The 16018-nt window shown below is 66.8% G+C and carries 20 protein-coding genes; 16 read left to right on the top strand and 4 right to left on the bottom strand.

The features are described 5' to 3' along the window. The first annotated feature begins 23 nt into the window (after positions 1-23). Positions 24-449 carry a flagellar export chaperone FlgN gene (gene flgN, locus AB6724_RS05270; RefSeq protein ID WP_369337456.1) on the top strand — a complete coding sequence of 142 codons (426 nt, stop codon included), beginning with the start codon at positions 24-26 and terminating at the stop codon, positions 447-449. Beyond that, positions 436-1242, top strand: coding sequence for a flagellar assembly peptidoglycan hydrolase FlgJ (gene flgJ / locus AB6724_RS05265; protein WP_369337455.1), 807 nt, complete (start codon positions 436-438; stop codon positions 1240-1242). Before flgN ends, flgJ begins: the two co-directional genes overlap by 14 nt. Here the strand turns inward: flgJ and flgA are convergent. Beyond that, a complete protein-coding gene (flgA, locus tag AB6724_RS05260; protein WP_369337454.1) occupies positions 1217-1975 on the bottom strand; it encodes a flagellar basal body P-ring formation chaperone FlgA in 759 nt (252 codons plus the stop codon). The genes flgJ and flgA overlap by 26 nt on opposite strands. A 367-nt stretch (positions 1976-2342) precedes the next feature. Between flgA and flgB the strand changes: the two genes are divergently transcribed. Genes flgB through AB6724_RS05195 form a run of 13 tightly spaced genes read left to right on the top strand, consistent with a single transcriptional unit; the run spans position 2343 to position 12986 of the window. Beyond that, positions 2343-2717 carry a flagellar basal body rod protein FlgB gene (flgB, locus tag AB6724_RS05255; protein WP_369337453.1) on the top strand — a complete coding sequence of 125 codons (375 nt, stop codon included), beginning with the start codon at positions 2343-2345 and terminating at the stop codon, positions 2715-2717. A gap of 2 nt (positions 2718-2719) precedes the next feature. Further along, positions 2720-3139, top strand: a complete 420-nt coding sequence (gene flgC, locus AB6724_RS05250; RefSeq protein WP_369337452.1) for a flagellar basal body rod protein FlgC — start codon at positions 2720-2722, stop codon at positions 3137-3139. Next, a complete protein-coding gene (locus tag AB6724_RS05245; RefSeq protein ID WP_369337451.1) occupies positions 3136-3795 on the top strand; it encodes a flagellar hook capping FlgD N-terminal domain-containing protein in 660 nt (219 codons plus the stop codon). The genes flgC and AB6724_RS05245 overlap by 4 nt, the downstream gene beginning before the upstream one ends. Positions 3796-3837: 42 nt before the next feature. Beyond that, entirely contained in the window at positions 3838-5019 is a 1182-nt protein-coding gene (locus AB6724_RS05240) for a flagellar hook protein FlgE (protein ID WP_369337450.1), read from the top strand. 13 nt (positions 5020-5032) lie between these two features. Next, the gene (locus AB6724_RS05235; RefSeq protein WP_369337449.1) at positions 5033-5755 is read left to right on the top strand and encodes a flagellar basal body rod protein FlgF; all 723 of its coding nucleotides are present in this window, start codon (positions 5033-5035) and stop codon (positions 5753-5755) included. Positions 5756-5812: 57 nt separating this feature from the next. Beyond that, the gene (flgG, locus tag AB6724_RS05230) at positions 5813-6598 is read left to right on the top strand and encodes a flagellar basal-body rod protein FlgG (RefSeq protein ID WP_369337448.1); all 786 of its coding nucleotides are present in this window, start codon (positions 5813-5815) and stop codon (positions 6596-6598) included. Beyond that, positions 6595-7269, top strand: coding sequence for a flagellar basal body L-ring protein FlgH (flgH, locus tag AB6724_RS05225; protein WP_369337447.1), 675 nt, complete (start codon positions 6595-6597; stop codon positions 7267-7269). The genes flgG and flgH overlap by 4 nt, the downstream gene beginning before the upstream one ends. A 6-nt stretch (positions 7270-7275) precedes the next feature. Then, a complete protein-coding gene (locus AB6724_RS05220; RefSeq protein ID WP_369337446.1) occupies positions 7276-8451 on the top strand; it encodes a flagellar basal body P-ring protein FlgI in 1176 nt (391 codons plus the stop codon). Between the two features lie 11 nt (positions 8452-8462). Next, the gene (locus tag AB6724_RS05215) at positions 8463-8816 is read left to right on the top strand and encodes a hypothetical protein (protein WP_369337445.1); all 354 of its coding nucleotides are present in this window, start codon (positions 8463-8465) and stop codon (positions 8814-8816) included. Next, the gene (gene flgK, locus AB6724_RS05210) at positions 8813-10198 is read left to right on the top strand and encodes a flagellar hook-associated protein FlgK (protein ID WP_369337444.1); all 1386 of its coding nucleotides are present in this window, start codon (positions 8813-8815) and stop codon (positions 10196-10198) included. Before AB6724_RS05215 ends, flgK begins: the two co-directional genes overlap by 4 nt. A gap of 31 nt (positions 10199-10229) precedes the next feature. After that, entirely contained in the window at positions 10230-11144 is a 915-nt protein-coding gene (gene flgL / locus AB6724_RS05205; protein ID WP_369337443.1) for a flagellar hook-associated protein FlgL, read from the top strand. Beyond that, positions 11141-12208: a hypothetical protein gene (locus AB6724_RS05200; protein WP_369337442.1), complete on the top strand. Its 1068-nt coding sequence runs from the start codon at positions 11141-11143 to the stop codon at positions 12206-12208. Before flgL ends, AB6724_RS05200 begins: the two co-directional genes overlap by 4 nt. Positions 12209-12248: 40 nt before the next feature. Next, a complete protein-coding gene (locus AB6724_RS05195; protein WP_369337441.1) occupies positions 12249-12986 on the top strand; it encodes a PilZ domain-containing protein in 738 nt (245 codons plus the stop codon). Positions 12987-13080: 94 nt separating this feature from the next. Here AB6724_RS05195 and AB6724_RS05190 read toward each other — a convergent pair whose 3' ends face one another. The 3 genes from AB6724_RS05190 to AB6724_RS05180 form a co-directional block, all read right to left on the bottom strand. Next, a complete protein-coding gene (locus AB6724_RS05190) occupies positions 13081-13911 on the bottom strand; it encodes a flagellin N-terminal helical domain-containing protein (protein ID WP_369337440.1) in 831 nt (276 codons plus the stop codon). Between the two features lie 251 nt (positions 13912-14162). Then, positions 14163-14651: a GNAT family N-acetyltransferase gene (locus tag AB6724_RS05185; RefSeq protein ID WP_369337439.1), complete on the bottom strand. Its 489-nt coding sequence runs from the start codon at positions 14649-14651 to the stop codon at positions 14163-14165. Positions 14652-14727: 76 nt separating this feature from the next. Next, positions 14728-15426, bottom strand: coding sequence for a cytochrome b/b6 domain-containing protein (locus AB6724_RS05180; protein WP_369337438.1), 699 nt, complete (start codon positions 15424-15426; stop codon positions 14728-14730). Between the two features lie 131 nt (positions 15427-15557). Here AB6724_RS05180 and AB6724_RS05175 point away from each other — a divergent pair, with 131 nt between their 5' ends. After that, positions 15558-16004: a c-type cytochrome gene (locus AB6724_RS05175; protein ID WP_369337437.1), complete on the top strand. Its 447-nt coding sequence runs from the start codon at positions 15558-15560 to the stop codon at positions 16002-16004. Positions 16005-16018 lie beyond the last annotated feature (14 nt).

The following is a 16018-nucleotide window of genomic DNA, read 5'->3' as shown; positions in this document are numbered from 1 at the left end:
GCGAGACTCCAGTCCTTCCGGGGATGCAACAGCGCTGGGCGGCCATCGCCCAGGGCATGCAGCAGGATCTGGCGGCCTATGGCCGCCTGCGCGAGCTGCTCGAGCAGCAGTTCCACGCGGCCCTGCGGCATGACGCACCGGCCATGGCGCAGGTGGCACAGAACATCACGGCCCAGGCGGATGCGTTGGCGGACAGCCGCCAGCAGCGCGTATCCCATGCGCGTGCGCTGCTGCCGGCCGGGGCGGCGCTGTCCATGAGTGCGCTGTTCGGCCTGCTGAAGGCGCCGCTGCAGCAGCAGCTGCAGGCGCTGTGGGCACAGCTGGAGACGCAGGTGCAGAGCTGCAAGGCCTTGAATCTGCGCAACTGCGAGCTCATCATGGAACAGGCCGATCTGATGCGCACCGTGATCGCGGGCGGCGCGCAGGCGGAAATCTATGCTCCGTTCTGACTGGCCCGCGCTGCCGGCGCTTCCCTCGTTCTCGTCCGTGCCGGCCGCAGGCGGTGCCTGGAGTGTCGGTCCGCAGCCGGCGGTCGCCGCCGCAGGGGCCGGCATGCCGCCGGAGATGGGCGCGGCCGGCTATACCCCGCTGGGCCAGGAGGTGGCGCGCGAGGTGCAGCAGTTCATTGCCCAGGGCGGCTCGGCCGCTGCGCTGCCCAGTCCTCAGGCCCAATGGCTGGCCATGCAGGCGCTGAGGCAGACCGAGCGCAAATCCGAGGCCGCGGGGGCGGCCGGTGCCGCCGACCGCAGTAGCGCTGCAGACGGCGCTGCTGCAGCCCTGCAGCCCGCACAGCAGGCGTTTCTCGACCGCATAGGTCCGTGGGCGCAGCAGGCCGCGCAGCGCCTGGGGGTTTCTGCGCGCGCCGTCATGGCCCATGCGGCGCTGGAAAGCGGCTGGGGCCAGCGCCCGGTGCGCGATGCCCAGGGGCTGGACAGCCTGAACCTGTTCGGCATCAAGGCGCAGGGGAGCTGGAGCGGCGCCAGCACCCAGGCCATGACCACGGAATACGAAGACGGCCAGGCCGTGCAGCAGGCACAGAGCTTTCGCCAGTACGCGAGTCTGGATGCCACTTTTGCCGATTACGTGAATCTGCTGGCCCACAGCCCGCGCTACCGCAGCGCCCTGCGCACGGGCAACGATGTCCAGGCCTTTGCGGGCGCGCTGGCGGCCGGCGGCTATGCGACCGACCCCGACTACGCGCAAAAGCTGGTGCGCATCAGTCGTCAGATTCCTCAGCCCTGATCTGCAGCGCTCCCGCCGGCGCCTGGCTGCCCGCCTGCAGCACGCCGGGCGCTATCAGCGTGCCCTTGACCGGGCGGCCGGTGCGCGCATTGCGCACCGTGATCGTGTCGCCGAGCTTGGCGCTGGCGGTGGCGATGCCGGCCACGCTGACCTGAACCCCGTCGCCCTGGGCGCGGATTTCCACCTTGTCGCCCTTGCGCACGGCAATGGGCCGCTCCACATCGCGCGCGCGCAGCACCTGGCCGGCCTGGCCATCGGCCCGTAGCGGCAGGCCCAGCCAGGTGCTGGCCGGCAGCAGCTCGTTCGCATGGGCAACGGGCTGCAGCCGCTGCACCAGGTCCTGGGCTTGCAGGGGGCGGCCGGCCGGAGTGTCCGCGCGCAGCGCCCAGACCGGTGCGCGCACCTGCAACTGGGCCACCACGCTGCCGCGCGCAGCGCCGCAGCGCACGGGCATGGACACCCGGGCCAAGCGCTGGAGTGCCACCGGCGGCAGCTCCCAGCCATCGGGGCAGGACTCAAGGGCCGCACCGCGCGGGGCACTGAACTGCACCTGCCATTGCAGGCCTTCGCGCAGAGCCGGGGGCAGGGCCGCCTGCTGCCAGGCGGCCTCCAGCCGGGCCTGCAGCGCGGCTTCCAGGCCTGCGGGCAGCTCGCCGGCAGCGGCGGACCAGCCGGCTGCGCCGAGGGCCAGCGCGCACCAGCAGCGGGGCCGAACAATTTGCCATAAATTCATGTAATTAATATATCTAATTTACTGTTGATGGAGCCATCGTTCCTCGCTCTGAAGATCCGGTTCGAGCTTCCGTGCTGCTGCCTATGCCCGCGATGGCATACCGTGGTTCTAGGAGACTGCTCATAAATAGATAGCTTGAATGCATTGCTGTAAAACGATTTGAAAAATAATTTTCTCTAATCATCAATATTCAAAGGAGATTCAAGCTATCAAAAACGAGAAGTTTGCGGTTTCTGTGGACTGAGTCCAGGGAAAGTATCGAAATGAAACATTCGTCATAGTATGATTTAAAGGGAGCGAATGAAATATCTCATGCGCAATTGAAAACAGAAATCCGCGCCAGCCTTGCGGCGCGCGACAGGGTGATATGGCATTGAATTTCGACACGGCCCTGGCCGTGCATGCACAGGCGCTACGGGTGCGCTCGGAGCGCACGCAGCTGCTGGCGTCCAATCTGGCCAATGCCAGCACTCCCGGCTACCAGTCCCGCGACATCGACTTCTCCGCCACCATGGCCAGGGCCGCCGAAAGCGGTGCTTCCCTGCTGTCCACGGCGGACTGGGGCGCCAGCAGCTCCGATGCGCTCTACCGCGTGCCCAACCACCCTTCGCGGGACGGCAACACCGTGGAAGTGGGCGTGGAGCAGGCGCTGTTTTCGCAGAACGTCTCGGACTTCCAGACCAGCCTGACTTTTCTGAACATGAAGCTGCGCGGCCTGCAGTCCGCGATCAAGGGTGAGTGAGCATGGGATTCCGTGAAATTGCGCAGATCGCCGGCTCGGCCATGACGGCCCAGAGCACGCGCCTGAATACCGTGGCCAGCAATCTGGCGAATGCCGGCGCCGCGGCCTCCTCGGAAACCGAGGCCTACAAGGCGCGCAAGCCGGTGTTCGCAGCCGTGATGGGCCAGAGTTCGCTGGAGAGCTATGCGGCCCGCGTGCAGGTGCTGGACGTGCTCGAAACCACCGAGCCCGTGCGCAAGGCGCACGAGCCCGAAAACCCCGTGGCCGACGCCGCGGGTTATGTCTACTACTCCAATGTGAACAGCGTGGCCGAGATGACCGACATGATGTCGGCCTCGCGCGCCTTCGAAACCAATGTCGAGGTGCTGGGGCGCGTGCGCTCCATGCAGCAATCGCTGCTGCGCCTCGGGGAGCAATCATGAGCCTGATCAACAGCGCCACCACCGCCAGCAGCACCGCGGGCAGCAGCAGCGACGCCATCTCCCAGGCCCTGGGCGGGAGCGAGCTGGGCCAGATGTTCACCAAGCTGCTGGTGGCCCAGGTCAAGTACCAGGATCCGCTGCAGCCCACGGACTCGAGCACCTTCGTGACCCAGCTGACGCAGCTGAGCCAGACCGAGTCGCTGCAGTCGCTGTCCTCGCAGCTGAGCGCACAGTCCTCCATCCTAGATAGCCTGCAGACCATGCAGCTGGGCAGCCAGGTGGGCTCCACGGTGATGGTCAGCAGCAGCAGCCTGCAACTGGCCGATGCGCCGCTGCAGGCCGTGGTCAATCTGCCGGCCTCCGCCGAGCTGACGCTGCAGCTGACCGCGCCCGATGGCAAGGTCACCACCGTCGGCCTGGGCGCACACGGCGTGGGCGATGCGAGCTTCTCCGTCGACCCGGTGGCCCTGGGCCTGCCCGCGGGCCGTTACGACATCGCCGTAAAGGACGCCGGCGGCACCAGCTATCCGGTCGAAGTGGCCGGCAAGCTGCAGGCCGTGCGCATGACCTCCACCGGCGCCGTGGCCCTGCAGGTGCAGGGGCTGGGCGATGTCCTGCCCTCCCGCATCACGCGCTTCGTGGGTCAGCAGGCCTGAGCGCGCTGACGTTTTTCTTCCTCCCTCACCCGACCGAACACCATGAGCTACCAGATTGCGCTGTCGGCGCTGCAAGCGATCAACAACCAGCTCGACAACATCTCCCAGAACATTGCCAACACGGGCACCACGGGCTACAAGTCGAGTCGCACCAACTTCGCCGCGATGTATGCGAGCTCGGCCCCGAACGGCGTGCGCGCGGCCTCGACCACCCAGACGCTGGACGTGGGCGGCGGCCTGCTGAGCACGGGGCGCAATCTGGACGTGGCCATCTCCGGCAAGGGCTATTTCATGGTCAAGGACAGCACGGGGGTGACCAACTACACCCGCGTGGGCGTGTTCGACGTGGACAAGCAGGGCAATCTGGTGGACCACATGGGTCGCCAGGTGCAGGGCTATGGCCTGACTCCCGGCAGCACGGCCCTGGGCAATCTGGGCACGATCAAGGTGCCCACGGGCCAGATTCCCGCACAGGCCAGCACCAAGGTGGACTTCGTCGGCAATCTGTCGGCCGACTGGACGGTGCCGGCCAATGCCTTCGACCCCAAGGATTCGAGCAGCTACAACAGCTCCACGGTCTCGGTGGTCTATGACTCGCTGGGCCGCCAGCACACCATCACCCAGTACTTCGTCAAGACGGCGAGCAACGAGGTGACGGTCCACTATCAGAACGAGAACAATGCCGTGGGCAGCAGCACGCTGCAGTTCACGGCCGCCGGCCAGTTGGATGCCGCGGCCTCCACCGTCAATCCCGTGAATCTGGCGCCCACCGGAGCCAACGCGCTGTCCGTGGCGTTCAACTACGCGGGCACCACCCAGTTCGCAGGGGACACCGCGACCACGGCCAACGCAGCGGACGGCTATGCCTCGGGCACCATGGTCAATGTGCTGATCGGCAAGGACGGCTCGGTCAACGCCCAGTACAGCAACGGCATGGTGCAAAGCGTGGGCATGATCGCCCTGGCCAGCTTCCCCAGCGAAAGCGGCCTGGTCGCCGTCGACGGCACCAGCTGGCAGGCATCGAACAAGTCGGGCGCGGCCTTGCTTGGCACGCCGGGCACAGGCCAGCTGGGCGAGCTGGAGAGCCAGCAGCTCGAGCGCTCGAACGTGGAAGTGGCATCCGAGCTGGTGGACCTGATGAGCGCGCAGCGCAACTACCAGGCCAATACCAAGGTGATCAGCACCCAGAACGACATCATGCAGTCCCTGATGCAGGTGCTGTAAGCGCGCGGCCGCCATGGACAAGCTGATCTATACCGTCATGACCGGCGCGGAGCGTGCTTTCCACGCCCAGCAGGTGCATGCCAACAACCTGGCCAATGCCGACACGGCGGGCTTTCGCGCCGACTACGAAGTCGCGGGCACGCAGGCCGTGCCGGGCTATGGCTACGACAGCCGTCACCAGAGCACGGGTTCCACCGATGTGGTGTCGCAGCGCACGGGCAGCGTGCGCGAAACCGGGCGCGAGCTGGACATCACCGTGCAGGGCCAGGGGCTGATTGCCGTGGCCAACGGGAACGGCGAGGCCTACACGCGCTCCGGCGTCATGCAGGTAGATGCGCAGGGCAATCTCACCATCCAGGGCCGCGCCGTGCTGGGCGACGGCGGGCCGGTGGTCCTGCCGCCGTTTCGCAAGCTCGCGGTGGCGGAGGACGGCACGCTGTCCATCCTGCCCGAGAACGGAAACGAGATGCAGGCCGTGGACCGGCTGAAGCTGGTCGACGGCAGCCGTCCGCTGGCCAAGAACCTCTCGGGCCTGCTGGTGTCGCGCGACGGCGCCACGCTGGCGGCCAGCGAAACCGTGCGCGTGCGCAGCGGCGCGCTGGAAAGCTCGAACGTGCGGCCCGTGGAGGAGATGGTGGCGGTGATGGACATCAGCCGCCAGTTCGAAATCCAGATGAAGCTCTACCAGGCCGCCGACGGCATGGTGGAGGCAGGCAACCGCCTGTTGCGCGACTAAGTCTCAGTGCCGCAGCCGCAGCGCTGCCGGCCCGCAAACCAAGAAAAGAGCATCCCTATGAATCCCGCATTGCTCGTGAGCAAGACCGGCCTGCAGGCCCAGGAAGCCAAGCTGCAGGTCATCGCCCACAACCTGGCCAACGTGAACACCGTGGGCTTCAAGCGCAACAGCGCCGCGTTCGAGGACCAGTTCTACGAGATCGCCCGCATGCCGGGCAGCAACAGCCAGGGCGACAACCGCGTGCCCGCCGGCGTGCAGCTGGGCACGGGCGTGCGCCTGGCGTCCACGCACAAGCAGTTCACCGAAGGCAGCCTGCAGAACACCAGCCAGCAGCTGGACGTGGCGATTGTGGGCAATGGCTTTCTGCAGGTGCTGCAGGCCAACGGCGATACCGCCTATACCCGGGCGGGCCAGCTGCAGGTGGACAACGAGGGACGTCTGGTCAATGCCAACGGCCTGCCGCTGCAGCCCGAGATCACGATTCCCGAAGGCGCCAAATCCGTGACCATCAGCGCCACGGGCCTGGTCTCCGCCATGGTGGGGACCGATGCCACCCCGCGTGAGCTGGGCACGCTGCAGCTGGCGACTTTCGTGAACCCGGCCGGCCTGCAGGCGCAGGGCGACAACCTGTATCTGGTGACGCAGGCCAGCGGCGATGCCGTGCTGGGCGCTCCCGGGGAGGCCGGCTTCGGCACGCTGCGCCAGTACGCGCTGGAGAGTTCCAATGTGCAGGCCGTGGAAGAGATGGTGGACATGATCTCCGCCCAGCGCAGCTATGAGATGAGCACCAAGGTGCTGTCGGCGGCCGACGACATGATGCGCAATCTGGCGCAGGCCGCATGATGGCCCTGAGCGCGGCCCGCGCGCGCCTGCTGCTGATGACGGGTGCGGCGGCCCTGGCCGGCTGCGCGGCCCGGCCGCCCGAGCTCACGCAGCCCGCGGAAACGGTGCCCGACTTTCTGCTGGCACCGCAGGCCCGTGCCCAGGGCGGCGGCCTGTTCGTGCCCCAGGCCTCCACGGGCCTGGTCGCGGACCAGCGCGCCCATCGCGCCGGCGATGTGCTGACCGTGGTGCTGGAAGAAGTGACCCAGGCCAGCAAAAAGGCCAACACCCAGACCAACAAGGGCAGCAATGTCGGCATCAGCCCTCCCATACTGGCCGGCAGCAGCATCAAGGCCGATGTGGAGCTGGCCAGCAGCAGCAAGTTCAACGGCGGCGGCAGCAGCACGCAACAGAACGCGCTGACCGGAGCCATGACGGTGATCGTGCAGCAGGTGCTGCCCAACGGGTTGCTGTATATCAAGGGCGACCGTGCGCTGTCGCTCAATCAGGGCGACGAGGTGCTGCGCCTCAGCGGCTATGTGCGTGCCACCGACGTGGACCTGAACAACCGCGTGTCCTCGCTGCGCGTGGCCAATGCGCGCATCGGCTATTCCGGCCACGGCGCTCTCTCGGATGCCAGCCAGGCGGGCTGGCTGACCCGGTTTTTCCAAAGCCCTCTTTTCCCTTTCTGAACCACGATGTTTGTTGACCGCTTGATCCGTCATGCCGGGCTGGCTGCCCTGGCGCTGGCGCTGGCCGGCCTCGCGCCCCAGGCCGGCGCGCAATCGACTTCCGGCAGGTCGGCGCGGGCGGGCGATCTGGCCGCCAGGGGCGCGATGCGGCCCCTGCGCCACCTGGTGCATGTGGAAGGCGTGCGCGAGAACCAGCTCGTGGGCTACGGCCTGGTGGTGGGCCTGAACGGCACGGGCGACAGCACCCAGGTGAAGTTTGCCGGCCAGTCCGTGACCAATATGCTGACCCAGTTCGGCATCAAGCTGCCCGAGAAGACCAGCACCAAGCTCAAGAACGTGGCCACGGTGATGATCAGCGCCATGTTCCCGCCGGGCTACCGCAAGGGGCAGACCATCGATGTCACGGTGTCCTCCCTGGGCGATGCCAAAAGCCTGCGCGGCGGCATGCTGCTGATGGCCCCGCTGCGCGGCGTGGACAACGAGACCTACGCGCTGGCCCAGGGCCAGCTGGTCGTGGGCGGCCTGAATGCCTCGGGCAGCAGCGGCTCCAGCGTGACGGTGAACACGCCCACCTCGGGCCGCATCCCCAACGGCGCGACGGTGGAGCGCGAGATTCCCACCGACTTCGAAAGCGGCGACACCGTGATGCTGTCGCTGCGCCAGCCGAGCTTCCGCACGGCGCGCAACATCGTGCAAGCCATCAATGCGCGCTACGGCGATATCGCGACCACGCGCGACGGCACCAGCATCGAGGTGCGTGCGCCCCAGGTGCCGACCCAGCGCGTGGGCTTTGTGGCCGACCTGCAGGACCTGCAGGTGGCCATGGGCCAGGAACTGCCGCGCGTGGTCTTCAACTCGCGCACCGGCACCGTGGTCATCGCCGAGGGCGTCACCGTCAAGGCCGCGGCCGTATCGCACGGCGCTTTGCGCGTGGTGATCCGCGAACAGCCACAGGTCAGCCAGCCCGCGCCTTTCAGCCAGGGCAGCACCGCGGTCACGCCGCAGTCCGACGTGCTGGTGCAGGAGGGCAACGGCCATATGTTCGAGTGGCCGGCCGGCGCCAAGCTGCAGACCATCATCGACACCATCAACCGCACCGGCGCGTCGCCGGACGACATCATGTCCATCCTGCAGGCCCTGGATCAGGCGGGCGCGCTGCAGGGCGAGCTGATCGTCATCTGAGGAAGCTGAGCATGGATCTCGCCCCTACATCGAGCCCTCTGGAAGCGGCAGCCGGCGCAGCCGTCACGGCTTCCCATGGCCCGGCCGTGGCCTCCGCCGCGGAGACCGCCCAGCGCCTGAGCGCGGCAGCGGTAAAGTTCGAGAGCTTTTTTGTCGCCCAGATGTTGAAGCAGATGCGGCAGACCACGGCGGCGCTGGCCGATTCCGGCAGCGCCATCAACGACCGGGTCAATGACAGCGCGCTGTCATTGGCGGAGCAGTCGGTGGCCGACAGCCTGGCCGGACACCGGGCGTTCGGCATCGCCGATGTGCTGGTGCGGCAGATGCTGCCCGCTTCCTCTGCCGCGACAAGGACTTCGACATGAGCATGCTTTTCAACGGGCTGACCGGGGTGGTGGCCTCACAGGTGGCACTGAACACCGTGAGCCAGAACCTGGCCAATGCCCTGACCCCCAACTACACCCGCCAGGGTGTGGCGCTGACGGCCAAGGCCTCTTCCAATACCGCGCTGTCGGCGGGCGACGGCGTGGCCGTGACCTCGCTGATCCGCTACTCCGACAGCTACAAGACCCAGCAGATGTGGCGTGCCGCCAGCACCAAGGGGCAGTACGAGGCGGCGCAAACCTATTTGCTGCAGCTCGAGCAGGTGATGGGCGATGCCGGCGGTGGCATCAACACGGCGCTGGACGGTTTCTTCGGCGCGCTCAGCGCGGCCAGCGTGGAGCCCACCTCCACGCCGCTGCGCCAGCAGATCATCGAGTCCGCCAAGGCGCTGGGCCAGACCGTCAACAACCTCAGCCAGATCGTGGCCAACCAGGCCCTGGCCGTGCGCCAGCAGCGCGCCGTGGCGGTGGAGCAGGTCAACTCCTACATCAAGGAGATCGCGGCGCTGAACGACAAGATCGCCCAGAGCACGGGGGCCGGGCTCAACACCTCGTCGCTGCAGGATCAGCGCGATGCCAAGATCGACGAGCTGTCCAAGCTGGTGGGCCTGCAGGCCACGCAGCAGCCCGATGGCGCCATCAATCTCTCGCTCAAGGGCGGGCAGCCGCTGGTCGTGGGCAACCGCGCGGCGACGGTGACGGTGGACCAGGGTGCGCAAACCCTGGACGTGAACTTCGGCACGGAAACCTTCCAGCTGGGCGCGGAGAACTGGAACGGCACGCTGGGCGGCCTCGCGGCGCTGGAGCGCGACGTGATTGCGCCGCTGGATGCATCGATACGCGGCCTGGCCCAGGTGATCGCCGAAAAGGCCAATGCGGTGCTGAACAGCGGCTTCGGCACCGACGGCCAGCCCGGCGCCGACCTGTTTGTCTTCGACGGCACCTCGAGCGCGGCGCTGCTGACCATCAATGCGGGCATCACGCCCGCCCAGCTGGGCCTGTCCGGCGACGCGGCCAAGGTGGGCGACAGCAGCAAGCTGCAGGAGCTGATCGCGCTGCAGCACCAGAGCGTCAACATCTATGGCGCGGGCAACACCGGCATGGTGGGGACCTCGGTGCTGCTGGGCGATGTCTACACCCAGCTGGTGGGCAAGCTGGGCATGTACAGCCAGCAGAACAATGCCTCGTATGAGACCGCGAAGACGGTGCGCGACCAGTCGGAGTCGAACTGGCGCTCCACCAGCGGAGTCAACACCGACGAGGAGGCCGTGAACCTGATGCAGTACCAGCAGATGTACCAGGCCAATATGAAGGTCATCACCGTGGCCAACACGCTGTTCGACAGCCTGCTCCAGATGCGCTGAAGCGCAGTCCCACGCTCCGTAAGAAACTGCCATGCGCGTATCCAGCACCCAGTACCACATCACCGTCAACGCCTCGTTGCAGAACTCCAATGCCCAGCTCGAGAAGCTGATGGGGCAGATGTCCACCGGCAACCGGCTGACCCGGCCCAGCGACGACCCCATCGCCCATGTGCGCATCTCGCGCCTGCAGCGCGAAGAGGCCAGCATTGCGCAGTACAAGGACAATATCGGCGCGCTCTCCAGCCGCATGACCCAGAGCGAGACCATCATGTCCAGCATCAACAGCGACCTGCTGAGTGCGCGCGATCTGCTGGTGTGGGCGCTCGACGGCGGCAATTCCGGCGCAGACCTGGGCGCCATGGCGACCAACCTGGCCTCGCTGCGCGACGCGCTCTATGCGGGCAGCCTGACCAAGGACCAGGAAGGCACTTATCTTTTTTCGGGCACCCTGTCCAAGACCGCGACCGTGCTCTACGACGCCACGGCGCCCGCCGGCAGCCGCTATAGCGTGGGCGGCAATGCGGAGCAGCAGCAGGTGGTGGTGGGCAACGGCCTGACCCAGCCGGCCAATGTCACGCTGGGCGACGAAATGAGCGCCATGCTCAATGCGCTGGATAAAGCGGTGGACACCATCCAGGGCGGCACGACCACGGCCAACGATCCCACCACCCGCGCAATCTTGCAAAGCGCCATGGCCGGCGTGGATACGGCGATGAACCAGGTATCCACCAAGATCTCCAAGCTCGGAGGTACGCAGAACATCATCAGCACGCTGTCCACCGACTGGAACAACCTTAGCACCGCCAACAAGACCGCGGTGCTGGATTACTCGCAGCTCGACTATTCGACGGCTGCGGTTCAGCTCAAGACCCTGATTTCCGCCATTGAGGCCACGCAGTCGGCCTATGGGAAGGTCAGCAAGCTGAGCCTGTTTGACGCGCTGTGAGCAGTACCCGCATCGGTCATGGCGCCCCTGGGCGCCTGGGAGGAATAGGGCCGGCGCAGCCCGGAGTTTCCGCGCAGGCCGCGGCCCTGGCTCCGGTGGCGACGCCGAGCCTGCCCGCCGTGCGCGACGCCAGCACCTGGCCGCGAGGCTGGATGGCTGCTGCGGTACCTCAGCGGGTGCGCGAGTTCCATACCCAGATCAGCAAGGCCCAGATGGCCGCCGCCTATCTGGAAGCCCTCGGCGAGGCCTTGGACGTTCTGGCCCAGGCCTGCCGCCACCAGCGCAAGCTGCCATCCGATGCCGGGCTGGCGCGCCTGCGCACGGCTCTGGCGGCGCTGCAGCAGCGCTGGCGCCAGCGCCATGCGCGCAGCCTGGCCAGTCTTGACGACACCCTGCATTGGTCGCCCACGCACCGGGCCCGCAAGGGCTTTGTCTGGAATGGCTGGAGCTGGGACAGCTTGCAGGCCGAAACCGCCCAGGATCAGGAGCTGCTGGGCTTTTGCTTGCTGGGGCAGGATGGCGCGCAGGGCGCATGGCAGGCGGACGAGCTGCGTTCTCCGGCCGGCAACGCCCATGCGCTGGCCCAGGCCCTGGCTCCGCTGGGCATTCTCGTGGGCCGGGTGGAGCAGCCCCTGTTGCTGTCGGTGGACGAGGCCGACTGGCCTGTGCTGCAGCAAAGACTGATGGTCAAGGGCAATGGCAAGCGCTTCCCCGCGGGCCAGTGGGTGGCGCCGCGCCTGCAGTCCGGGCCGCAGGCCCTGGGTCTGGAGCGCTGGAGCGCCGGCGATGCCGAGGCCGTGCAGGCCTGCAGCCTGGCGCTGCCGGCCGCACGCGAACGGGTGAGCCAGGCCTTGGCCGTGGTGCGCGCCTTCCAGCAGCAGGCCGGGCACAGCCTGCCCGATATGTCGGCCCAGCTGGCGACCATGCAGCACTTTGCACAGACCTTTGCCGACGCGGGCCAGGCGCCCGCTTATGACTGGGTGCTGGCCGTGGTGCCGGCTGTGCGCGCCATTGCCCGCCGGCGTGTGGCGCGGCTGCTGCAAAGCCGCGGCATGCTGGGTTGAGCGCGTTCGAAGTTTGTCCGCCACCACGAAAACCAGATGCATGACTGATGCCGTAGCCGTCCCCGCCGCAGCGGATATGCCGTACCACCGTCTCGACACAGCTGCGGCCATGCAGCAGGTGTTTGCGCTGCTGCAGCATCAGCAGATCGTCATGACCCTGTTGGCTGAGGTACGCGACGAGGCCGATCTGCGCGACGTCGGCGGCCGCCCTTGCGGCATGGCCTTGCTGGCGCGGGCGGAGCCGGGCGAGCCCCTGGTGCTGGAGGTCTCGGGAGCGGTGCAGCCGCTGCCGCCCCAGGTGCTGGCCCTGGCCCATATGCCTGGCGGCGTGCGCGCCCAGTGGCTGCTGCAGGCCGATTGGCAGCCCGCGGCCGCGGGGCGCTGGCGGTTGCAGGCGCCCTGGCCGGCCCAGGTGCTGCAGCAGCAGCGGCGTCGCCACCCGCGCTGGCAGCTGCCGCTGGGGCAACACTACCAGGCCGGCTTTCAGTTCGGCCAGCGGCGCTGCGTGCTGCATCTGGAGGACCTGAGTCTGGGCGGGGTTGCCTTGCGCGGCACGCGCCAGGAAACCGCCATGCTGTTCATGGGCCGCAAGATCGCCAAGGCGGTGCTGGAGCTGGGCAGCAGCGTGCAGGTCCAGGTGGATCTGATCGTGCGCTCGCGGCGCAGCTATCGCTCGTTTCTGCTTGGCGAGCAGGTCATCGTGGGCTGCAGCCTGGAGGGTTTGAGCGACGAGGTGAGGGCGGTGCTGGCGCGCATCACGGCGGCGCAGAACGCGTAGGCCAGGCGTGCGATAAGCCCATGAAAAAAGCCAACCCTGAGGTTGGCTTTTTTCATGAGGCCAGAAAGGCTTGCGCCTTTCATGGGCTCTGCGATTACTGCAGCAGCGAAGCCACCATCTGGCTCATGCTCGAAGATTGCTTGAGCATGGCGGTCGAGGCCTGCATCAGCATCTGCTTGCTGGTCATGTTGGCGGTTTCGGAAGCGTAGTCCACGTCCATGATGCGGCCCTTGGAAGCTTCGGTGTTCTGGATCATATTGCCCAGGTTGTTGTACACATGTTCCAGGCGGTTGGCGGCGGCACCGAACGAAGAGCGCAGCGTGCCCACGGCAGCCGAGGCAGTGTCGGCCAGTGTGATGGCGGCGTTGGCACCGGTGCTGATGTCGCCACCCTTCAGTGCGGCCAGAGCGGTAGTCAGAGAGGTCAGGTCGGCCGAGGCATCGTAGGCATAGGTTTCGGAGGCCGAGGCACCGATCTGGAAGGTTGCTGCCTTGGTGAACGTACCGCCAGCGGCAAACAGAGCCTGACCACCGAAGCCGGTGTTGGTCATGATGTTGTCGATTTCGGTAGCCAGTGCATCGAACTCGGCCTTCATCGCGGTCTGGTCGTTGGTGGTGGAGGTGGCGTTGGCTGCCTCGGTGGCCAGATCCTTCATGCGCAGGACCATGTTGTTGACTTCGTTCAGGGCGCCTTCGCCAGTCTGCAGCATGGAGATGCCGTTCTGGGTGTTCTTCTGTGCCACGCTCATGCCGCGGGACTGTGCGTTCAGACGGGTGGCGATCTGCAGGCCGGCAGCGTCGTCCATGGCGGAGTTGACGCGGTAGCCCGTGCCCAGCTTGGTCATGGAAGAGGTCAGGGCCTTGTTGGTCGAGCCCAGGGCGTTCTGGGTGCTCAGGGAAGCGGCGTTGGTGTGCAGGCTCAGCATGGAGTGCTCCTAAAAACAGTGTCGTTATGACGGACCGAACGCCACCGTGGCGCTCTTGTCCGTACTAAGCGACAGCGGCCGCGCGGAACTTAAATGCCAAAACCGCAGTTGCCAAAAAATATAAGCAGCCTGGGCTGCCCACCGCTGACGCAGCCAGGCCAGAGACGGCCAGCAAGGGCCTAGGCGGCCCCGCCGCCCCGCAGCAAAGGCTGTCGCCCCCTCTGGGGGACGCCGCGTAGCGGCTCAGGGGGCTACAAGATATCGGCCTTCAGGTAATGCGCGCCGGGCAGGGGGTTGTGATAGTAGGGTTCGATGGATTCGAAGCCCAGCTCCACATACAGGGCGCGCGCGGCTTCCATATCGTCGAGAGTGTCCAGCAGCACATGGTCATAACCGGCACGGCGGGCCACGTCGAGCATGGCCTCGGCCAACTGGCGGCCCAGGCCGAAGCCGCGGAAGGCCTTGCGCACATAGAGGCGCTTCATCTCGGCGGCATTGGGGTAGTCGCAATCGTCGAGCGGGCGCAGCGCGCAGCAGCCGGCGATGGCTCCGTCCACGCGGGCCAGCAGAATCTGGCCCCGGGGCTCGGCATATTCGCCGGGAAGTTCGGCGATTTCGGATTCGAATCCTTGAAATTCCAGGTCGATGTGCAGGCTGTCCGCATACTCCTGAAAGATCTGGCGCACGGCGTCCATTTCCTTCGGGGTCGGGATCAACAAGTCCACGGCAGGCTTGTCCACGGCAACTAGGCAATGATGAAAGAAGGTCCAGTGTAGCGGCAAGCGCGCCGCATGGTTAAAGCACGGCAGGCCGCGCTCAGAAAGCGGCGATCTGCCCCAGCTGGCCGACCCACCAGGCCATGGCGCTGGCCGCGACGGCCAGCGCTGCGGCGAGCAGGCGCGTGCCCGCGCTGTCCCGGCTGGTGGCGACCGGGCCGTCCAGCAGCTTGTCGCCCGTGACCATGGCCGGAACCAGCCGCTGACCACGGAGGCTGTGCCAGGCAACCGCCAGCAGGTGCAGGCCCACCAGTCCGTAGATCAGATATTGGCCCCAGTGGGCGTGATAGTAGGTGGCCAGGGAAATCGCTTCGCCCGAGACAAAGCGGGTCAGCGGTCCGCTGAAGGCGATCTCATCGTCGCTCAGCAGCCCGCTTGCCACCTGCGCTACCAAAACGGTGAGCATGACCAGCACCGACAGAGCGCCCAGGGGATTGTGGCCCGCATGCTCCCGCGTCGTGGCGCCGCCGCGCAGATAGCGCACCAGCGCGGCTGGCGAGGGGGTGAAGCTGCCAAAGCGCGACCAGTAGCCGCCGACCAGGCCCCAGAGCAGGCGGAAGATCAGCAGCGCGAGCACCGTCTGGCCCAGGATCAGATGCCAGTTCATCGCATTGCCGCCGAGCTTGCCGGTGACCGTGAGCGCCAGGATGCAGCCGGCCAGCAGCCAGTGGAACAGGCGCGTGGGCAGATCCCAGATGCGGACTTTGCGGGCGGCGGCGGGGTGGGAGGACTGTGTCATGGGGGCGTGATGCAGGGCGGATCGTGGCAGCACATTGTGCCCGCAGGCCGCCCGGGGCGCCGCGCAACCCTCTGGCATACTGATTTTTGAAATTCGCCAGCGACAGTTTGTTCAAAAGAAAGGAAACCCCGATGAAAGCTTTCTCCGCCTTGGCTCTGGCCGCCGTGCTCGCCTCCGCGGCCTTGCCGGCAGCGGCGCAATTTGCCAAGCCCGAAGATGCCATCAAATACCGTCAGAGCGCCTTGAGCGTGATGGGCACGCACTTCGGCCGTCTGGGCGCCATGGCCAACGGCAAGATGGCTTTCGATGCCAAGCTCGCGCAGGAAAGCGCCGAGATCGTGGCCCTGATGTCCAAGCTGCCCTGGGCCGGCTTCGGTGCCGGCACCGAAGGTGGCAAGGCCAAGCCCGAAGTGTGGCAGGAGCAGGCCAAGTTCAACGACCTGGCGGGCAAGGCCGAGGCCGAGGCGGCCAAGCTCACTGCGGCCGCCAAGAGCGGCAATCTGGACAGCCTCAAGACGGCTTTCGGCCCCGCCGCCAACAGCTGCAAGAGCTGCCACGACAGCTTCCGCAAGCGCTGAGCTCCGCCTGCTGC

This window comes from Comamonas guangdongensis (assembly GCF_041079535.1).
GTDB classification, from domain to species: Bacteria; Pseudomonadota; Gammaproteobacteria; order Burkholderiales; family Burkholderiaceae_C; genus Comamonas; species Comamonas guangdongensis.
This window is presented reverse-complemented; position numbering and strand designations above follow the sequence as displayed.